Annotated in this window: 20 protein-coding genes; 2 read left to right on the forward strand and 18 right to left on the reverse strand. The window is 53.8% G+C overall.

Features of this window, described 5'->3' with window-relative positions:
• Positions 1 to 428: 428 nt before the first annotated feature.
• The 9 genes from CBW65_RS04980 to CBW65_RS05015 all read right to left on the reverse strand — a co-directional run bounded on the left by CBW65_RS04980 (position 429) and on the right by CBW65_RS05015 (position 11,465).
• Complete coding sequence (locus tag CBW65_RS04980) at positions 429 to 860, reverse strand: hypothetical protein (RefSeq protein ID WP_087455891.1); 432 nt, start codon at positions 858 to 860, stop codon at positions 429 to 431.
• A 149-nt stretch (positions 861 to 1,009) separates the two neighbouring features.
• The gene (locus CBW65_RS04985) at positions 1,010 to 2,299 is read right to left on the reverse strand and encodes a helix-turn-helix domain-containing protein (RefSeq protein WP_087455892.1); all 1,290 of its coding nucleotides are present in this window, start codon (positions 2,297 to 2,299) and stop codon (positions 1,010 to 1,012) included.
• Positions 2,300 to 2,472: 173 nt separating this feature from the next.
• Positions 2,473 to 2,616, reverse strand: coding sequence for a hypothetical protein (locus CBW65_RS24095; RefSeq protein WP_157721781.1), 144 nt, complete (start codon positions 2,614 to 2,616; stop codon positions 2,473 to 2,475).
• On the reverse strand, positions 2,616 to 3,803 hold the full coding sequence (locus CBW65_RS04990) for a helix-turn-helix domain-containing protein (protein WP_157721782.1): 1,188 nt from the start codon (positions 3,801 to 3,803) through the stop codon (positions 2,616 to 2,618). Before CBW65_RS04990 ends, CBW65_RS24095 begins: the two co-directional genes overlap by 1 nt.
• A gap of 167 nt (positions 3,804 to 3,970) precedes the next feature.
• Positions 3,971 to 4,486: an SLAP domain-containing protein gene (locus CBW65_RS04995; protein WP_087455894.1), complete on the reverse strand. Its 516-nt coding sequence runs from the start codon at positions 4,484 to 4,486 to the stop codon at positions 3,971 to 3,973.
• A gap of 105 nt (positions 4,487 to 4,591) precedes the next feature.
• A complete protein-coding gene (locus CBW65_RS05000; protein ID WP_198299753.1) occupies positions 4,592 to 7,816 on the reverse strand; it encodes an S-layer homology domain-containing protein in 3,225 nt (1,074 codons plus the stop codon).
• 456 nt (positions 7,817 to 8,272) lie between these two features.
• Positions 8,273 to 9,409: a glycosyltransferase gene (locus tag CBW65_RS05005; protein ID WP_087455896.1), complete on the reverse strand. Its 1,137-nt coding sequence runs from the start codon at positions 9,407 to 9,409 to the stop codon at positions 8,273 to 8,275.
• 20 nt (positions 9,410 to 9,429) lie between these two features.
• Complete coding sequence (locus CBW65_RS05010) at positions 9,430 to 10,779, reverse strand: O-antigen ligase family protein (protein WP_087455897.1); 1,350 nt, start codon at positions 10,777 to 10,779, stop codon at positions 9,430 to 9,432.
• Entirely contained in the window at positions 10,779 to 11,465 is a 687-nt protein-coding gene (locus tag CBW65_RS05015) for an S-layer homology domain-containing protein (RefSeq protein WP_087455898.1), read from the reverse strand. The genes CBW65_RS05010 and CBW65_RS05015 overlap by 1 nt, the downstream gene beginning before the upstream one ends.
• A gap of 139 nt (positions 11,466 to 11,604) precedes the next feature.
• On the opposite strand from CBW65_RS05015, the gene CBW65_RS05020 reads away from it, so the two are divergent.
• Entirely contained in the window at positions 11,605 to 12,264 is a 660-nt protein-coding gene (locus CBW65_RS05020; RefSeq protein ID WP_087455899.1) for a YigZ family protein, read from the forward strand.
• On the opposite strand, the gene CBW65_RS05025 is transcribed toward CBW65_RS05020, so the two are convergent.
• A complete protein-coding gene (locus CBW65_RS05025; RefSeq protein WP_087455900.1) occupies positions 12,248 to 12,709 on the reverse strand; it encodes a hypothetical protein in 462 nt (153 codons plus the stop codon). The genes CBW65_RS05020 and CBW65_RS05025 overlap by 17 nt on opposite strands.
• Positions 12,710 to 13,045: 336 nt before the next feature.
• Between CBW65_RS05025 and CBW65_RS05030 the strand changes: the two genes are divergently transcribed.
• The gene (locus tag CBW65_RS05030) at positions 13,046 to 13,624 is read left to right on the forward strand and encodes a sigma-70 family RNA polymerase sigma factor (RefSeq protein WP_157721783.1); all 579 of its coding nucleotides are present in this window, start codon (positions 13,046 to 13,048) and stop codon (positions 13,622 to 13,624) included.
• Between the two features lie 36 nt (positions 13,625 to 13,660).
• Here CBW65_RS05030 and fabZ read toward each other — a convergent pair whose 3' ends face one another.
• The 8 genes from fabZ to spoIID all read right to left on the reverse strand — a co-directional run bounded on the left by fabZ (position 13,661) and on the right by spoIID (position 20,193).
• Positions 13,661 to 14,104: a 3-hydroxyacyl-ACP dehydratase FabZ gene (gene fabZ, locus CBW65_RS05035; protein ID WP_087455902.1), complete on the reverse strand. Its 444-nt coding sequence runs from the start codon at positions 14,102 to 14,104 to the stop codon at positions 13,661 to 13,663.
• 172 nt (positions 14,105 to 14,276) lie between these two features.
• On the reverse strand, positions 14,277 to 14,789 hold the full coding sequence (locus tag CBW65_RS05040; protein ID WP_087455903.1) for a CDP-alcohol phosphatidyltransferase family protein: 513 nt from the start codon (positions 14,787 to 14,789) through the stop codon (positions 14,277 to 14,279).
• Between the two features lie 6 nt (positions 14,790 to 14,795).
• Complete coding sequence (locus tag CBW65_RS05045; protein ID WP_087455904.1) at positions 14,796 to 15,632, reverse strand: flagellar hook-basal body protein; 837 nt, start codon at positions 15,630 to 15,632, stop codon at positions 14,796 to 14,798.
• Between the two features lie 16 nt (positions 15,633 to 15,648).
• Complete coding sequence (locus tag CBW65_RS05050; protein WP_087455905.1) at positions 15,649 to 16,458, reverse strand: flagellar hook-basal body protein; 810 nt, start codon at positions 16,456 to 16,458, stop codon at positions 15,649 to 15,651.
• A gap of 47 nt (positions 16,459 to 16,505) precedes the next feature.
• Positions 16,506 to 17,543, reverse strand: coding sequence for a rod shape-determining protein (gene mreB, locus CBW65_RS05055; protein WP_087455906.1), 1,038 nt, complete (start codon positions 17,541 to 17,543; stop codon positions 16,506 to 16,508).
• A gap of 99 nt (positions 17,544 to 17,642) precedes the next feature.
• Entirely contained in the window at positions 17,643 to 17,951 is a 309-nt protein-coding gene (spoIIID, locus tag CBW65_RS05060; protein ID WP_132944055.1) for a sporulation transcriptional regulator SpoIIID, read from the reverse strand.
• Positions 17,952 to 18,159: 208 nt separating this feature from the next.
• A complete protein-coding gene (locus tag CBW65_RS05065; RefSeq protein WP_157721784.1) occupies positions 18,160 to 19,065 on the reverse strand; it encodes a M23 family metallopeptidase in 906 nt (301 codons plus the stop codon).
• A 105-nt stretch (positions 19,066 to 19,170) separates the two neighbouring features.
• On the reverse strand, positions 19,171 to 20,193 hold the full coding sequence (gene spoIID, locus CBW65_RS05070; RefSeq protein ID WP_157721785.1) for a stage II sporulation protein D: 1,023 nt from the start codon (positions 20,191 to 20,193) through the stop codon (positions 19,171 to 19,173).
• Between the last annotated feature and the right edge of the window lie 17 nt (positions 20,194 to 20,210).

Below are 20,210 nucleotides of genomic sequence, written 5' to 3' on the forward strand. Positions count from 1 at the left end.
CCAAGACTCGATTGCTTTGTGTTTTGACTGAAAATATAAATTATTAAGTCCCTCATTCGCTCAGTTATCCTTTTCTCGCCCACTCCTCATTCAGGTACTTACTCCGACACCCGCTCCATCACTGGCAGCATTGCCAACTCGGGCCAAAATGGTGCAAACGACACGATCATAACGAAACAACTTACCTAGCAAACGTAAAAGACCTGAGTCCGCCATCAGCGGTGCTCAGGTCTTTTATCCATCAGTGCGATTCCATTTCTTTGATTCTTCCAGCCAGTATAGTGGAGTTGTAACCTCGAACTGTCATACGATTAATTTGAATCCAGATACGTTCGCAGACCATCAAACTCCTTTTGAAAGTACTGCTCAGTGCATATCTTCCAATTCTTTTCCTGACTATCCTTCATAATCTCATTGCAATTGATCTCCTATTTCTTGATTTTTGCTGGTTTTTCTGTGATTTCAGTAAAGACGACTTTCCAACCAGCGTCATCTTTTACCATAGGAAGAACAGCGGTCTCTTTCTCACCGAACTCGTTCATGAATTCGATGGTGATATCGACATGTTTCGAATCCTGCTTATTCGTGCTGACGATGTTGATGTCTTTTGCCGGGCTGTTCACATTCATTTCTTTGTACGCTGAAAGAAGTGAAGCAGGATCCGGGAATCGGATATCCTCTACATATTTCACTGCTTCCTCAGCATTTTGTCCCTCAACTGCGTCGAGGTATTTGACTGCAGTTTGTTTCGCTTCTTCTTCTACGGTTGCAGATGCGAAAGTTTGGATTGAACCGAATACCAGCACACCAGCAGCCGCGATTACAACTGCCCCGCCAACAAGCATGTTCTTCTTTTTCATTTCTTCATCTCCATTGGATCTAAGTGGTGAATGGGATTTGCATATAGATTCGTTAGTAGGACGATTGCTGACTATGAATTGTTTCACTCTGAGCACTATAAAAAACAAAAGACCTGAGCCCGCAAACGAGCGGTGCTCAGGTCTTTTTATCATAACGCAATCCCACGTTTCCCCAGCGAGTCGATCAAATACCCGTCCAATGACTTCATCTGCTCAAACGCCTCTTGGATACGCCCCTGCTGATTCAACTGCTCACAACGTACATTGACCGCTTCCCGGAGCTCGGCCAGCATCACATGATTCATGAAAATCCGGATCGCCTTTTCCAGAGCCTTGTCCGCTTGCCCTTGTTCACCTTGAGAAGAATAGAGCCCGGCTTGCAAGCGATAGAGTTTCCCCATCGCCGGATGATGCGGAGACAAAAGCTGTTTCGCCCGCTCTAAAGTAGCTTCCGTCTCCGCCAACGCCCCATTCTCATATTGCACTGTGGCCGCATCCAGCAGTGCAACACCTGCGTTTTCCTGCTCCTGATTCGCCTGCAGCGTGGACGCGATGCCGATCAGCTCATTCACCGTTTCTCGCCACTCTCCCGCGCTTCTCTGCAGCATGAGCAGTTTCTGCTTCCATGTCAGGAGGGCGTGCCGATCTTCCAGTTCTGCCAGTGCCGAGTACGAGCGTTCCGCGAACTCACTCGCTTTTTCAAAATCGTTCTGGCGGTAAAACGACTCTGCCAGCCCGAGATAGGTCTTCGCCTTCTCCTTCATGCTGAGCAGCCCGCCGCTGATCTCCAAGGCTTGCTCATAGAGGTCGGATGCGGTTTTGACTTCCCCGATGTTCTCATGGATGGAAGCTAGCTGCGTGAGGATCTGAGCGTGCAGGAAAGGGTCTTGAGCGTCCAGCGATCTCATGACTTCCAGTGCCCGATACCCGTGATGCTTGGCGACCTGGTATTCCTTTTTCCGATTCGAGAGGTCGGCCAGTTGCAACAGCACTTGCGCCACCCAGTCATTCTCTTGGCGCAGGCTGGCTGCGTCGACGATCTTATTGAACAGCAGGGACGATTTATCATATTCGCCGGTTTCCATGTAGCACTTGGCCAGCTCGAACTCCACTTTGAACGGAGAGACCTTCGTCAATGTACTCTCCGCCAGTCGTTCCAAAAGAGGAATCGCTGCACCATACGCTTTCGCTTTTGTCATGCTCAGTGCCATCTTATATTGACTGGCCTGTTCCAAGTCCAGTTCGATATCCTTCAAAAGGTTCTCCAGCGGCGTCTCCAACTTCTGCGCCAGCCCAAACAGCATTTTATAAGACGGCCGTGCCCGGTTCGCCTCGATCTGCGATACCATGCTCGGCGTACAAAGCCCGGCGGCCAGTTCGATCTGGGTGATGCCTTTGCGCAGACGAAGCTCACGTATTTTATCACCAAGGGTATTCATGTCAATTCCCTCCCGCTGACTATTAGCTTATGTAAAAATAATAAACCAACTCAATTTGCTTGAGTTGGTTTGATAGATAATAGCAATGTCGTTGGGAATGAAAAATATGTCAGAAACTTTCAGCGACATGTCAGCCACCTGTACTGACAAATTCGAAACGATTGGAATCAATTCTAGCCTTTATACATCACGAAAGGCCCAATTGGTAGGGTTTCTGCCACACTCTTTGTCTCCACATGCTGATTCAATGACATGACCGAGACAAGTCCAAATACTGCGATTGCTACCCCCAAAGACAGAAGCACTTTCTTTCTCATCACATATCCCCCTCATCAAAATAAACCAATTTGCTCGCAGAAAGCATTCTACCCATTTTATAGTACTTCATGAGCAAGTCGGAGTCATCTTGATAACTATAATAGCTCATGAGGAATGCACATGCTTTATGCCTGATTTCGATATTGATTGTGGTATCTTTAAGCACACCTTCAGCATAGGAAGGTGTATTATGCACAACTGAAGAGAAGATGCTTAGTTTCGCATGGAGATCTGAGTATTCTTTAGATCGAGTTAGGTACTCGTTCAAGACCTGTTTCGCAACTTCAAAATGCTTTAGTTTGATCAGGCTTTTCACGTATTCCTTCGCGATAAAAATATTTGTGTAATGACTGATCTCATGTTTTTCCATAGCTGAACACAAAATTTCAGCCGACTTCTCGTAATTTTTAAGGAGGTACTCGTAATGAGCAACGTTTACCATGGCACGGCAAATCTGCTCTTCGTCAAAGGTTTGCTCTAAATATTGCAACGACTGATACGCATGCTCTCTGGCTATTTCCAGATTCCCTCTGTCCTCATTAACCTTCATGCGGATATAGTGAAGCCCGCCGAGAGATTCCGGTCGTTCTAATAAAGCATTTTCTACTTCCTTTAAAGTACGTTCGATGTTGCTGTATTCTTTCAGAATGATATAAGTCAACATCAGATTACATGTGACCAAATGAAGCAATTCGTTATCGCCGTACAAATTATAACAAAGAGTCGCATGTTCCAAAGCTCGCAGCCAGGCTGTATGAGCCTGATCATATTTCCCTAATAAGTATTGAACTCTACCGAGATTGTTTAGTGATACTGCACGTTCAGTTGCTCCTAAAGCAACTGAAGCGTTTCTTTCTGCTAAGTCTATAGCGTGCAAAAGCATTGTTTTTGTTTTACGTTGAGCTTTTAGAATAGTCATTAGTTCTTGTTCGGCTTTGATCGTATCTAATTGCTTCAGTCGATCGACACCAATGTCCAAACCTTTTGTTATCAATTCAATCTCAGAAGGCAAAATTGTTCGTCCTCCTGCTACCATGATACGTAAAGTTTCACGATTCATGCCGATCCGTTCAGCAAATTTACGAATGGAGTAGGCCTCTCCCTTTTCGTTTAATATTTCTGCAATACGTCTTCCAAGAGGTATCCTATTCCCTCCTGTAGTCGCTATATATTGAAGCGTCGACATGAACGTCCCCCCAAAAATGAGCAATGTACCAAAAGATAAAGAAAACCTAATAGTTCCTCACTTGATAATTATAGGTTATGCAATTGTAATTGTAAACAGAATGTACCGAAAACTCTAAATATAAAAAGACGACCTGTACAGGTCGCCTCGGAAGTTTCATTTTGACTTCATTGTACTTCAACTGTGAAAGCAGAGAAATCCGGTGTCTTCTTTAAGAGCTGGTTCTCACGCCAGGCGAATGTCCAGACCCGGCTCTCCCCGAAGCGGAGCGAGCCAAAGTTCTTCAAAGTAAATGTCCCGCGGGCAACTATCTCGCCAGTCGCATCGATAAGTGAGAGCGGCATCTTTTCAATCGTCAATTCCTCGTCGACTTCCCATGCATTGCGAATGAAGACGCGAACAAAACAGCCGCCCTGATACATACCTGTGTCAAAGGGCACCACATTCACTTCGCCAATATGAAGCGGTGGCAGGCTCAGCAATTGTTCCTGCATCCGTTCTTTTTCTGCTTCGGAGTATTGTTGCTCCTGTTCAGGGGTAAACGCGATGATCGTATGGGGCAGTGTTTTGCCTACCGTAGGGATTGATGCTTCATCTACTTCCTGAGGCTCAATCACTTCGATCTGGTCGCCTGTTTTTCGTACAAATAAACGGGTGAAGAGCCCGCCTCGATTCTGTTCCATCAGTACTGATCCTCCCCAAATTGTCTCAATGTTACTAAGTATACCGTAACCCTTGCAACAATACAAAAAGAGCCACCCCGAAGGGTGGCTCTTACTTGTTCTTGATTAGTTAGCAGCGGTTACAGTGAAGTTGAGAACTGCGGACTTACCGTTCGCGTTAACAACAGTCAGCTTGAAGCCTTTGCCAGCAGTCCAAGTGGATTCAACAGTACCAGTGGTGGTACCTTCGGTGATCGCGATCACACCAGCGTTTTCATCCAGGATTTCGCCGTCAGCGAGGGTGAGGTCGTTAGCGGAGAAGTAGTAGGACAGGTTGCCAGCAGCGGACAGGGAAGTGCCGCCGAACTGGTCAGTTACAACCACTTCAACACCATCGGTGTCAGTGCCTTCGAAGAGGTTAACACCTGTGAGCAATTCGGTATCGTTCGCGAATGCGAACTTCTCGATCTTCTCGCCGTCGGCATCAACGAACTTGATGTCGGTTACAGCAAGGTCAGCAACGGAAACAGTTACTTCGCGGTTGACAACTTGTGTGCCGGTCGGGGTGTTGATAACAACCGTTACGGTCGACTTAGCGTCAGCAGTCAAAATAGCGTTTGCGCTGTAGATCTTCTTAGTTGCAGCGTCAACGAGGACTGCTGCAGTGTTGGAAGAGATCACGCTTTCGATTGCGTTGGACGGCAGTGCAACTTTCACACCATTAGCGTCGGTAGCAGACACGGTTACAGCCTTAGCGTACGCGTTAGCAGCATCAGCTGCGCCCTTGTAGAGGGTCGGCAGTTCGCCTACAGCGTAGGTCAAGGTTTCGGTCTTGCCGTCGATAACGGTGAAGTTCTTAGTAGCGGAGGACAGAGTTTGGGAATCATCTTCCTTCACTACGCGAACGGTCAGCTTGTATTCACCTTTCTTCGCAGCGTCTGCAGCCAAGGTGATTTCCGACAGAGCGGACTCAGCCAGAACCGGTGCAGCAGTTGCAGTGGAGGTCAGACCAGCGTCATCGCCGGAAACCTTGGTGATTGCGAAGGTAATCTTGTTAGCGCCATCAGCGGTGAACTCTTTGCCGTACTGGTCGTACAGCTTGAAGTCAACCTTGGTGGAAGCGCCTTGCAGCAGCTTGCCAGCGGTACCGGTAGCAGCATCTACGATTTCAACCTTCTGAGCAAAGCGAGCTGCTTGAACATCGAAGGTAGTGGTCGAAGTTTTGCCGGAAGCAGATACAACGGTGATGGTAACGGTACCGGTACCAGTTACGTTAGTGAGCTTCAGCTTACCTTGGTTTTCGCCAGTAGCCGTTTCAACATCGTAGCCAGCGTCGAACGATACGCCAGTGGAGGAAACGAATGCCTTAACCGAAGCGTCATCAGCCAGGTCTGCTTCAGCCAGTTGCTTAGCAGTCATAACAGCACCGAACTGATCCTTAGCGGTCAGCGGGAGGTATACTGCAGCATCGCCGTCAGCGATAACATCGGTCGGAGCACCTACGGTTACTTCATCAACCAGAGCCGGCTTGTAGAGCTTCACGGTGATGTTGGAAGTTTTACCGGACGGAGCGATTGCGGTCAGAACTACAGTTTCATCTGCGTTCAGAGCGTTGGAAACTGTCAGCTTGATACCAGCTTTGCCCTTTGCAGTGTTCAGACCAGCAACTTCTTCGCCGTCTTCGTCGAACACAACGTAGGAAGCGGAAACGTTAGCGGAGGAAGATACGATTTGCACTTTCTCTTCGCCAGCATCCCAGCTGTTGTCTGCGTCAGTGTCAACGATCAGATCCAACGGGCTGGACAGAACGTTGCCATACTGATCTTTTGCTTCGAAAGCAACATATGCTTCGGAGTCTTTAGTCAAACGCTCAGCATCTTCATCAACGTTGGTTACTTCGCCCAGGGTGAAGGTGTCAACGATAACTTCTTTGCCGATCTTGAAGGTCTTGGAAGCCTTCACACCGTTGTTAGCTACAACCGTTACGGTCAGGTCGGAGTCAACTGCGATGTTAGCGTTGGAGATGTTTACAGCTGCATTGTCAGCGGAGTTAGCGTTGGTAGCCAGTGCGGTGCTGTAAACCCAAGTGAATTGAGCAGCGTTCGGAGCCAGTTCCATGTCTTCGCCGTATTGGTTCAGCGCTTTGAAGCCGAACTTGGTAGCGGTAGACTTCGGCAGGATGTTGCCATCCAGCTCGATGGAGGTCAGTGCTTCAGCTGCAACTACAACGTTAGCGGAGGTGGAGGACAGGCCTTCCAGACCGGTAACAGCTGCAGTGTAGGTGCCAGCGGAGAAATCGTCAGCTGCAACCAGGGTTGCAACAGTCTTGTCAGCGTTCCACTGAACTTCTTCGATTACTACAGATACTGCACCCTTCTTCAAGGAGAACTTAGCAGCTGCAGAATCAACAGAGGAAGTGAACTTCACTGCGATCTTCTTAGCGCCTACAGCTTGTGCGCCAGCGAAGTCAGCGCGTTCGCCGGTGGTTACTTCGAAGGTACGAGCTTTGTAGTTTACGGTGTAAGTGGTGTTAGCAGTCAGAGCGCCAACGGTAACGGTAGCGGACATCTTGTCTTCTGCCAGTACCGGGTTGGATACTGCAACAACCTTGCCGGTTGCTTTTTCTTTAACAACTACGTCAGTAGCTGCCAGAGCGTCTACAGCCTTGTGGAAGGACAGTTTCAGCGAAGTAGCGGAGGTAGCTTCAACGTTCTTCAGCTGAGCTACTTTGTAAGCTTCAACAGCTTTCAGGAAGTTGGAAGCAACTACTGCAACTTGTTGACGTTCAGCGTTTGCTGCCGGGCTGAATTTGCCGTTTTCGCCGCGAAGCAGTTCAGCTTCAACTGCGAATGCAACTGCGTTCTTCGCGTAGGAAGAGATGGAATCCTTGTCGGAGAAGTTCAGCTTGCTAGCGTAACCGGTTACGTCTACGCCCAGAGCGTTAACGAAAACGGTAGCCATTTGTTCACGGGTCAGGTTGGTGTTGGTGCCGAACTTGCCACCACCAAGACCGGAGATCAGCTTAGCTTTTACTGCAGCTTCTACAGCTGCAAAAGCGTAGTGGCCAACCGGAACATCGGAGAAAGTAGCAGTAGCCGGCGGGTTGGTCAGATCAAGGTTCAGAGCTTTCGCCATGATGATCGCGAAGTCTTGACGCTTGATGTTAGCAGTCGGGTTGAAGTTACCCTTCTCGTCGCCGTTGATGATGCCCTTGGACACCAGTTCGTTAATTGCTGCGGTTGCGTAGTTGTTCGGGATGTCGTTCAGAGCAGCGGATGCTACCGGCGCTACGATTGCGGATGCAACTGCGGTTGCAGCTACAGCAGCGGTAAGTTTCTTGCTTTTGTTCACAGAGACTTCCTCCTTCTGATTGGCGAGATCTGTATGAACTCTTCTTCGAAACCTCTGCAACAGTTCAGAGATTTCGACAGCTTTCATCAAATCTCTCTTGTTGAAAAATTGTGATTACCCTTGAGGTTATATTTGCTCCCGTCGATCGAGCAATCGACAGGCTGGCTAGCAAGTTGTGGTTCTGGTGGCGCCAGAACCACTACCCGGTGAGGCTCTCATGACAGTCTCACGGCGGTTAGGTTTCTCAAGGGCTCGAGCCTATGTCTGTAATATTAGCAAACTAGCATTCGTTTGTCACTACTTAGGAGACATTTTTTGTCTACTAAAATATGTATTAGTTCCTTTTTTGCCACATTCATTTTCGACAAACAATTCCTGCCAAGTTTGCTATTCCGACATATGCCCACAAAATAGACCCCTACTCAAAGTATTCGAGCAGGGGTCGCGATATACGTCCTATTTTGTTGGCTCCAGCAAATCTTTGTAGACTTTTGTCGTTTCATCCACCAGACGGCGCATCGTGAAGCGTCGATACACCATTTCCTGACCCGCACGAGCCAGCTCCAAACGGCGCTCTTTGTTCTTTACCAGGAGACAGATGCTTTCGTACAACGCCTGCGGGTCGCCCGCCGGCACCAGCAGGCCGTCCTCGCCTGAGGTGATCACTTCCGGCGATCCGCCCACCGCCGTTGTCACGACTGGCGCACCGACCGCCAAGGCCTCGAGGATCGACAGGGAGAGCCCCTCCGACAGCGATGGCAGGCAGAACACATCGAGCTGCGGCAAGAGGTCCGGGATGTCCTTGCGGAATCCGAGGAACCTGACATACTGCTCCACGCCCAGCTCCTTCGCCTCCGCCTGCAGTTCATCAAAGAGATCCCCGTCCCCGAACCACGGGAACACCACGTCCTGACGCTCCTGCACGATCTTTTGAATCGCCTTCAATAAATACGTATGCCCTTTGACCGGATGCAGACGCGCAACTGTGCCGACGATCGTCACATCGTCACCGACGCCGATCAATTTCCTCAGCGACGTCTGCGGCACATGCTCGACCGGCTCGTCGGGCAGTTCGATCGCGTTATGGATCACGCTCATCTTCGCTTCCGGCAGGCCGATCTGCAGGAAATCGTCTTTCATCGCATGCGACACCAGGATGAAATGATCCACATACGGCCAGGTGATCTTCTCAAACGTCCCAAACAGCGTGCGCTTCCACGCTTGCGGGTAGTCGAGCGCCAGGTTGCTGTGCACCGTCGTCACCGACTTGGCCGGGTAGCCTTGCGACTTGTTGGCCAGACGCCCGATCATGTTCGCCCGCACCCCGTGGGTATGGATGACATGCGGACGCCAATCGCGAATCAGGTCTTGGAGCGGGTTCAGCCCGCCCATCGACTTGGCGTCGCTGTGCAACACGGTCGTCGGAATCCCCAGCTCCCGCACGCGCTTGGCAAATTCGCCTTCATAGAAAGCGGCCACCTGCGGGTGAAATCCGTGTGTATCCAGATAGTTGACCAGTCCGAGCAGGTGCTGTTCCGCACCGCCGAACTCGCCGCCCCCGATCAGATAGAGGACGCGAATCGGCTTTTCCACAATGCATCCCCGCCTGTCGTTTATGCTTTCGCCTTCTGTGCCTGCAGGCGCATGCTCACGTAGAGCAGCGCGATCAGGGTCCAGAAGTGCGTGATTACGTTGAGGTCTTCAAAGATCGCAGCGGTGAAGTTCTCCACCAGCATACCGCACAGCGCCGCGACGATCCCTGCGTTCAGCGCGAACAGGAACGTGTCGCGCTGCTTGTTGAAGAATACGTTCTTCATGCCGTTGATCACCGGCGTAAACACCATCGCCACATAGGTCAGCGTGCCGATGATGCCCGTCTCCGCCAGCAGCTTGAAGTACTGGTTGTCGATCCACGTTGCGCCCGGCACCCCGTGGCGCGTCGCCACAGAGTCGCCGACGGTGCCGATCCCGGTGCCGAAGACCGGATATTCGCTAAAGATCTTCAAGGCGCGCGCCCAGAACTCCACGCGGCCGCCTTCCGATGCTTTCTGCCAGTACTCCGGCGTAAAGGCCAGCGTCAGACGAGCGACGACCGTATCGGCAAAAATCGCCGCGGCTGCCAGCACAGCAATGCCCGCCAGCGCCAGCCATTTGTTGCGGGTGATGATCGTGTAGATGACCATCCCGGCCAGGAAGCCGAGCCATGCGCCACGCGAGTAGGTCAGGATCAGGCAGTACAGCATGATCAAGGACGCGCCCCCGTACAGGATGCGCTGCCCCCAATTTTTCGCCCACAGGGTCAGGGCGATGGCGATCGGGGTGATCAGCACCATGAAGCCGCCAAGGGCGTTCGGGTTGCCGATCGAGGAGAAGACGCGGATCTTGATGCCTTTTTCCACTTCCGAATAGGTCCAGGACGGCGGCGTCTCCCACCCGGCCAGCTTTTGAAAAATACCAAAGGCTGCGACCAGCGTCGCCGCCACGATCATGCCGTGGATCATGTCTTTGATCGTATCTTCATCGTCGATCAACGCATTGAGCACGAGGAAGTACAAAGTTGCTTCGAGCAGCGTCCGCAGACCGTCGATCACGATCGGCAGCGTTGCGGTCACCTGCACCCAGTGATAGGTCGGGGAGATGTCCAGCACGTAGGGCTTGATGATCCAGTTCGAAGCGGCCGACAACAGCGTCGCGATAAAGGTGAACAGGATCAGCCAATGCAGGCGGCTTCCCTTCCAGTCGATGCGGCCCTCCGCCTTGGACTTGAGGTAAAACATCAGGTAGAGCAGGAAGATCAAGCCTTCCTTCCACGCCGGGATCAAGGACCCGATCAGCGGGATATCGCCAAACAGCTCACGCAGCATGTAGTTGATGATCGAGAAAAAGGAGAGGATCAAGAGCAGGTAGTAGGTGATATCACGCACCCGTCCTGCGCGCAGTCCGAGCTGAGGTTGTGTCTGCATTATTTATCGTCTCCTTTCTTCCCGTTCGCCGCCTTGGTTTCGGGGCGCAGGTCTTTCAGCGCCTTGGCAAACATATACGCCGTCGCCGCACGGTCGGCGTTGTCATCCGGCTTGAACAAGCCGTCGGTATTGCCTTTTGCATACTGGTTCGCCACCAGCGTGCGGATTTGCTTCTCATACGGATGCCCCACGATGTCAGGCAACGGCGATGCCGTTTCGGTGGTCAGCGGAATCTGCAGCGTCTGCACGACCGCATTGGCCAGCTCGCCGCGGGTGATCGGCTTGTCCGGCTGGAAGCCGTCTTTGGTGTCAAACGGCAGCGGGCCGCGCTTGACCGCTTCGGCCACCGCACCCGAGGACCAGTGCTCGACCGGCAGATCGGGGAACTGGCTCTCCGCAGGCTGCTGCAGCTCATCAGTCTTCACCCCGTTGATCTTGAGCGTCAGCGCCACCAGCTCGGCGCGCGTCATCTCTGTCTCGGGGTAGAAGTTCCAGACCGTCTCATCGCGGCCTTTCATGTAGCCTTGATTAAACATGTATTCGATCTCGTATACTGCATAGTGTCCGCTCGGGACGTCTTTGAAGACCGTCGACCCAAAGGGCAGCTGATAGAAAAAGACCAGCGTCATAAGATACAGGGCCGCCATCACACCGGCGAACCACTTGAACGTCGATTTCCTGCGCATGTTATTCCTCCATCATTCCGTCATTCATCCGTCATTCAACTCAATTATTGTAAGTCTCCAGCTCTCTTGCGTCAATTCACAGCCTGTAGACATTCTGTTACGATATGGTGAGACCACATCCAAGAAGGAGGTTCACTTCTTGCTGCCATCCTACCGCACGCTGCTCGCCCCGGGCGAGGAAACGATCATCATCAAGAAATCCCGCTTCATCGGCTACGCAACGCCTGTGAATTCTGAAGAAGAAGCGCTCCAGTTCATCCAGTCGATTCAAAAAAAGCACTGGGACGCCACCCATAACTGCTATGCCTATGTATTCGGCCCGCATCAGGAGATTCAAAAGGCCAATGATGACGGCGAACCGTCCGGCACCGCCGGAAAGCCGATCCTCGAAGTGATCAAGAAAGAGGATCTGCGCAACGTCGCCGTCGTCGTCACCCGTTACTTCGGCGGCATCATGCTTGGCGCCGGGGGCCTGATCCGCGCCTACTCGCAGACGGCCGCCGCCGGACTGCACGCGGCTGGCATCGTCACGCGCAAGCTGTTTCAGGAGATCGCGATCGACATCGACTACACCTGGCTTGGCAAAGTCGAAAATGAACTGCACGCCGTGGAAGACTTCCACATCGACCGCATCGACTATCTGGAGCGGGTCACGGTGTTTGCGCTTGTGCCGGCCGCCGATACGGAGCGCCTGCACAAGCTGATCACCAACGCGACAAACGGACAAGCGGTATTGCTCAATACGGAGCAGAAGTATGTATTCGAACGAGACGGCAAGCTGGTCAAAGCGGAACAGTAATGCCGAAGTTCATCGTCTCTTTATAAAAGGTCTGCACGATCCGGGCATTGCGCAGCTGCTGCACCACAAACTCGCTGCTCTGCAAACACTCCACCTTCTGCCCGCCGCGCAAGTGCAGCGTGCAGGAGGTCGTCTGCAGCCCCGGCACCACGCGTTCGATGAGATGGGTCGCCACATAGCCTGTCGTCCCGTCTTTTTGAACACGCGGCAGGCGCATCTTCACCGGCACCAGGGTCAGCCTCGGCGCAAACGGCAATGGCACATGCAGTCTTCTTCCCAGTATATCCCCATAACGCTCCCGAACAGCCGTCAGATCCACGCCAAAATGTCGTGCCACTCCTTTCAGCACGACAGGCACCGGCCGCGGGTCGTTCCACATCTCCCCATCGCAGGTCACCACTCTCGTCATATCCCCGCCGCCTTCCACATACACAGGTGCGAGCACCGCCAATTCTCCTATATAGGATTCGACGGATAACGTCTGCATTTGGTCACAGTCAAAATGCATAACTTCCAATTTCCTTGCTCCCTTCACCATCACTTTATTATTACTTAACCAACTCCTTATTACAGTATTTTAGGATTCCAAATAAGTTCAGTCAACCCGAACTTTGACAAAATTTGACTCGGGTTCGACTCACGCCCAGTCGGCATCCGGCCAGCCCCGCTCGTTCGCGACTGCACACCGGGTGCTTTTTTTACGAACTGCGTGTCTCCCCCTATGCTGAAACTGCGTATACGACATCGCAGAGGACCGGTCCTCATCAAGGGGCACCACGAGATGACAGGAGCAGACCGCTTCGCCGAGATCGTCCGGCAGGCACAACAGCAAGACAGCGCACAGTTGCTGGTACTGCTGAACGAATTTGAAAATGTGATCGGGGGCGCAGCGAAACGCTTTTACGTCCCGCCCAGTGAGCGCGGCGACCTGCTGCAGGAGGCGTACATCGCCTTTTTGCTCGCCGTGCAACAGTATGACCCGGCGCGTGGCGTGCCCTTCCCCGCCTATGCCAAAGCCAAGACGCACGAACGGGTCTGGCAGTACATCCGCGTGCGGGGACGGCATCACGCACGGGAACTCGCCGACAACCCGCTGACCGACGGCGAAGGCGAAACGGGCACATTGCTCGGCCTGCTGCCCGATGCGCAGGCCGAGCAGCCGTTTTGCGAACTGGAGTGGCGTTCGCTGCTCACCTCACTCTCGGAGCGCGAGGCGCTGGCCGTGGAGAAGATCGTCATCGACGGGATGACGATGGCCGAGCTGGCGCGGATGGAAGGCGTGTCGGCCGGCACGGTGAAAACGTGGAAGCAGCGCGCCTTGATCAAAATGCGCGAGGAAATCAAAAAGACCCGGGGCTGATCCCCCAGGTCTTTGCTTGTACGTTAGCTCTAAATGCTACTCTTGCTTCGCGCCCAGCGCAAAGGTCAGTTCGGCTTCACAGACCAGCTTGCCGTCGACGAGCGCACGCGCCTTGCCTTTGCCGACCGGGCCTTTGAGGCGGGTGATCTCAACTTCGAGGCGCAAGGTGTCGCCCGGGCGCACCTGTCCGCGGAACCGGCAGCCGTCGATGCCGCCGAAGAACGCCAGACGGCCCTTGTTCTCTTCTTTGGCGAGCATCGCCACCGCGCCGACTTGGGCCAAGGCTTCGACGATCAGCACGCCCGGCATGACCGCATAGCCCGGAAAATGGCCTTGGAAAAACGGCTCGTTGATCGTGACGTTCTTGATGCCGACCGCGCTCTGCCCGATCTCCAGCTCCACGATCTTGTCGACGAGCAGGAACGGGTAGCGGTGCGCGATAATGCTTTGAATCTCCTCAATGTTCAGGACTGTCTCCATGCGCTATGACCTCCTATGTATTCCAGTGTCTCTATCTTACCAAATCTAAGAAATGGAGCCAAACCGCATAGTCAAACTTTCCCTGCACATACTACGAGTGCACCTTCCTATGCCTTTTTCGGCTGGCGGAAGTTCACATAAAAAGCACCTCTGCCGTTGCAGAAGGTGCTTTTTATATGTTCATCGCATTGAAGCGGCGGAGATAGTGGAACGAGGTCACAAACGACAAGATGATCACGATCCACAGATATCCTTCCGCAAACGGCCAGCGGAACAGCAACGCCAGGAGAGCCAGGTAGTACAGCACGGTGTTTGCTTTGCCAAAGACCGTCGCCGGCACCGTCTTCTTGCCCTGTGTGACATAAAAGACGGAGGCGAGGATCATCCCCAGATCCCGGAAGAACAGGAGCCCCGCCGTCAGCCACGAAATGCGGTCGTCGATCACGAACGAAAGAACGACCGACAGCATCATCAGCTTGTCGGCCAACGGGTCCAGCATGCTGCCAAGCTCGGTGACCATCCCGTACGTGCGCGCCAGATACCCGTCGAGGATATCGGTCGCGCCCGCCAGGAAGATCACGAACAAGGCCAGCTCCATGTTGTACGCCCAGTCGGAAAAAAATACGAGGAAATAGACTGGAATCAGTCCGAGTCGAAACACCGTTAAGATGTTCGGTAGGTTCATTCGACATTACCCATTTCGCAAGTTGTTTGCCATCCCCATCATTTGATCGATCGTCTGAAGTGCCCGGGCATTCATGGTGTACGCGCGCTGGGTCATGATCATATCGGTCATCTGTTGAATCATGTCCACGTTCGACTGCTCCAAGAACCCTTGTTTCAGTGTTGCCCCGTTCGGCTGATTGTACGCACCGCGCGTCAACGCATTTGGTGCAGCGTTTGTTTTCAGCGCGTACATGTTGTTCCCCATCGCTTCCAGATTGGTATCCGGATTCTCGATGTTGACCAGCTCCAGCTGTCCGACTGCGGTGCGCACGCCTGCCGCCTCCGCCGTCATCATGCCGTTCTGCTCGATCTTCAGCGTCGCGAGGTCAAAACCGTCCAGCGAGATCGGCTGTTGAGCGGTGTCCAGCACCGGGTTGCCCGCCGAGTCGGTCAGGTACGGGGTATTGGTCCGGTCATAGCCGACCGCAAACGAGCCGTCGCGGGTGTAGGCATTGTCGGTCTGTACGCCGTTGTTGAAGATGCCGACTTCGAAAAATGCGTTCGGGCCGTCGATCGCCACGTCCAGCAGGTTCTCCGTCGATTGCAGCGCCCCTTGCGTGAACAGCTGGGAGACGCCAACCGCCAATACGCCGTGGCCGATGCGCACGCCGCTGGTGGTCTGACGCCCCTGGAGGTTGCCGTTCTGCTGCGTCTGTTGAATCTCCGCATACAGCATGTCCTTGAAGTTGACATCTTGCTGCTTGTAGCCGGTGGTGTTGACATTGGCGATGTTGTTCGAAATTGTGTCAAGGCGCGTCTGCTGACCCGCCATCCCATGTGCAGAAGTCCAAAGTGCCCGCATCTAGTCCACCTCCCCTTTATCCCAGCCGCCCGATCGAGACAGCTTTCTCAAGCGTACTGTCCAGCGACTTGATCATGCGCTGGTTGGCTTCATAACTTCTCATCACGTTGATCATCGAGACCATCGAGCCGGCCAAGTCGACGTTCGACTGCTCCAGCTGCCCTTTTTCCACCTGTGCGGTGCCGCGTACAGCTGCAGCCGCCGAGGTGAAGTAGGTGTCGCCGTACTTCTCCAGCTTCGTCGCGTCGACGATGTCGACCGAGCCAAACTGCGCGTTACGCGGATACGGCTGTCCCTGTGCGGTCGTGTACTCATAGGCGCCGTTCTCAAGCACGCGAATCCGCGCGTCGTTCAGCGGCAGGCCGGTCGCCGCGTCGACCGGAATCACCGGGTCGCCCGAGGTGGTGACGAGGAAGTTCGTCCCCGCCTGCACCTTGAAGTCACCGTCGCGGGTGTACATGACCTGGTTGCCGTTCAGCACCGGGAAAAACGAGCGGCGGTTCGGCTCGCCTGCCGGAGCCGGGTTGTCCAAAATCGCGTACGCGTGCGGGTTGTCCGACTTTTGCAAGCCGCCCTGCAGGAAGCGCGGCAACGCTTCTTCGAGAAACGTCCCGTTGCTCATCCGTCCAACCGTCTTGTTCTCCGCGCCTGCGCCGCCTGCGAAGTCGTTGATGCGCAGGATCAGCTCCTCCGGAAACGAGCGAATCACACCTGTATCGGACTTGTAACCGACAGTGTTCGCATTGGCGATGTTGTTCGAAATAAGCTCTTGCATCCGTTCGTTCGCATGCATGCCGGAATTGGCGATGTAAAGTCCGCGAATCATCGGTCACGCCTCCTCAAGAAGTAATGTTGGAATGTCTGTATCGAAAATTAACCGATGGTGCCGGCCGGCTGCTTGCGGCCGAAACCGAACAGGGAAGGCTTCTGCACCTTGGCCATATAATCGAGCGCCATGCCCGTGCCATGTACCACGCAGGACATCGGGTCGTTGGCGATATGCACCGGAATCTGCAACTCCTGAATCATCAGCTTGTCCAATCCGTACAGCAATGCGCCGCCGCCGGTCAGGACGAGGCCTTTGTCGAAGATGTCGGCCGCCAGCTCCGGCGGGGTGACTTCGAGCACCTGCTTGGTGGCGGCGACCAGCATGTCCACCGTCTCCTGCAGAGCTTCGCGCATCTCTTCCGAGCGCACCGTCACCGTCTTCGGCAGACCGCTGATCATATCGCGGCCGCGAATGTCCATCTCTGCCTGACGTGAGTGCGGGAATACGGAAACCACGCCGATCTTAATGTCTTCAGCCGTTCTTTCACCGATCAACAGGGAGTATTCTTTCTTGATGTAGCGGATGATCGCTTCGTCGAACTTGTCCCCCGCGACGCGAATAGAATTGGCGGTAACGACATCACCGAGCGAGAGTACCGCTACATCGGTCGTGCCTCCGCCAATATCTACCACCATGCTGCCGGAAGGTTCATAGATGTCCAATCCGGCTCCGATCGCTGCTGCCTTGGGTTCCGAAATCAGGTCGACCTGCCTGGCTCCCGTGCGGGTCGCCGCTTCCACGACCGCCTTTTGCTCGACCGACGTGATGCCGGACGGCACGCAGATCATCACTCGCGGGCGTTTGAACGGGCTCTTGCCGATCGCGCGCTGGATGAAGTGACGAAGCATGATCTCCGTTGTATCAAAGTCGGCGATGACTCCTTCGCGCAACGGGCGCGTCGCCACGATATGACCGGGCGTGCGTCCGAGCATGCGACGTGCTTCTTCGCCGACTGCTACGACTTTATTGGTCTGACTGTCTATTGCTACCACGGAAGGTTCATCGAGAACGATGCCCTTTCCTTTGACGTGTACCAGCACGTTAGCCGTGCCGAGATCCACGCCGATGTCGATTCCGAACATGCGTGAGAGTTCCTCCTTAGCCCCATCTAACTCATGGAAACAGCGAAATCTCATGCTCGGTGATTTAAAAGAATTACAGAGAAATCGCCCTAATAACTTCTACATCGGGGTGGAGACTCCTCTTTCTGCTTGCAGATTTTTCGCCACTTTTCGCTTTGTTTCGTCTTTGCGGTACTTCTTCTTTGTTGCCTCTCCTCCCCGCAGATGCCGGATGGATTTGTGGTATTCCAGGATTTCTTTTACTCGATTGGCCAAGTCAGGATTAATCTCGGGCAGCCGTTCGGTAAGGTCTTTATGCACGGTGCTTTTGGAGACCCCGAATTCCCGCGCGATCGTACGAACCGTGTTTTTAGTTTCCACGATGTACTCGCCGATTTTCAGGGTACGTTCTTTGATGTAGTCGTGCAATCCCCTCGCCTCCCCATGTTCATCGGTTTGTCTGATAACATGTATATGAGGGGGGGAAGAGCATATTCCAAAAATGCGGCTTGTCGAGCCCTGACAGCTTGTTTGCACCGATTATCTCTGTCTATCTTTCCTTTTCTTTTTGAGTAGATTGCACAAAAAAAAAACCGCTCCTGTGTTCAGGAGCGGTCTTTTGGATTGCTTTGGATGCTTACTCTGCCGCTTTGTCAGCGTCAGATTTCGATGCGTCTTGCCCTTCGCCCGCCGGTTTGGTGGCAGCGTCGGTCTTGGCAGCATCTTTCGGCTCTTCGGTCTTTTCAGCCGGAGCGCCCGCACCCGCGCCGGCAGCGTCGCCGGACGGAGTGGTCGTTTCGGAGCTTGCAGCTTGCGCGCCGTTTTTCGCGGACGTTTCGTACGCGGACGGCTTCTTCGGCAAGGTGCCGTTCGGGTCGATCGCCGTGCCGTCTTTGCGCAGTTCGAAGTGCAGGTGGTTCTTCTCATCCTTCTCGAAGCGGTTGTTGCCCGACTTGGCGATCGGCTGGCCGGAGATCACTTTCGTGCCGGCTTTCACTTCGACTTTGGACAGCGATGCATAGTAGGTGGAGTAGCCGTTGCCGTGGTCGATTTCCACGGTGTAGCCCATCAGCGGATCTTCGTTGACCGATTTCACGGTGCCCATCGCAGCTGCGATGACGGTGAAGGAAGCGTCGCTCTTCAGGCCGATATCCACGCCTTCATGCGGGGTAAAGGTCGATTCGTAAGAGACGACCGCCATTGCGTTTTCTTCTTCGGTGCCGGAGTCTTTGAAGAAGTCGAGCGAGAGCGCTGCGTCTTCGCCGCCGTCGCCGACCGGCCAGATGAAGCTCGGCGCGGTGTTGGCCGGTGTTGCTGCATCGTCAGACGGGAGAACCGGGCCTGCCTGTTCGCCGGTGTTTTGCTTCTCGATCTCGTACGGAGCTGCGTCCTGGCTTTTTGCGTACATCAAACCAACGATGAGGACGGAAGCTGCGAGATAGATAACCGGGAACGTCCAGCGTTTGCCCCAAAAAGACTTCGTTTGCGTTGCGGAGTTGCGGGTTTCCTTGTTTTTGTCTTGTTGTTTGTTTTCGTTATTCATTATCATCACCTCAGTAGCACATTCTCGACCGTTTGCGAGACTCATATACATCGCTGACTGAGGATCACGAAATTTTTTTCATAAAACGTATCCCGGTTGCACACGCTAATTGTTTTGCAGCACGTCCGACACTTTTCCGAGCGTCACGCCCTGGTAGTAATGGCGGATGATCTCGTCCCACTTTTTGCCGTCTTGGGCCATGCCGTTCGCTCCGTATTGGGAGAGGCCGACGCCGTGGCCGAAGCCTTTGGTAAAAAAGGAGATCGTGCCGGCCGCCGCATTGACCTGCCAGGTGAAGAGCGTGGAGCGCAGTCCCAGTTTGCCTCGGAAGTCCGGCCCGGTAAACGTTTTGTCGCCAACTTGGATCTTTTTGATATGCTCGGTGGCGGAGCGTTCGAGCGGCTTGATCAGGCTGCCGATGCTGGCGGCGGGGATCGCCTGCAGGCCGAGTTTGGTGTAGAACTCGGTGAGCGGGATGTCCTGGGTGGCGGTGAACTTGTCCGAATGAGCATCCCACGGCGAGTCGACGGAGCGCAGGTAGGGAACCTGGCTGCCCCAGTAGTCTTCGGAGTTTTCCGTCTTGCCGCTGGAGGTGGAGAAGAACAGGGCTTCGATCGGCTTGCCTTCGTAGAGGGCGATCTGACCTTTGGTGGCGTTGATCGCGGCGTTGATCTTGGAGAGGTTCTTTTGGTAGTCGGCAGCGCCCCAGCGCGTTTTTAATTTGTCTTCGCCTGAGTACGCTTGGCCTTCGTTGTGGTTGTCCGATACGTCAGCTGCGGGGTGCAGCTCCGATTTTTTGCCGTTGGCCATGCGGCGCACGATGTAGGTGCGGGCGGCGACCGCTTGGGCTTTTAATGCTTCCGGTTGGAAATGGACGGGCATCTCGGCGGCGACAACACCGCGCACATAGGCTTCGAGCGGCATGGTGACCAGCTTGTTCTGCCCGGTGAGGTAGACGTCGACCGTCGGGTCGTTAGGTGTGATGTCGAGTTCGACGAGGGTGCTTGGGTTCTGTGTTTTGGCAGGGTTCTTGTCCGGCCAGACGGCGATCAGCGCGGCCGGAAGCAGGATGGTCACCACGAGCACGGAGAGGATCACTGCGAGGATGGCGAGTACGTTTTTTTTCATGTGCGGGAGGGCCTCCA

Origin of the sequence: Tumebacillus avium (assembly GCF_002162355.1) — a bacterium.
In the GTDB taxonomy this organism is placed as follows: Bacteria; Bacillota; Bacilli; order Tumebacillales; family Tumebacillaceae; genus Tumebacillus_A; species Tumebacillus_A avium.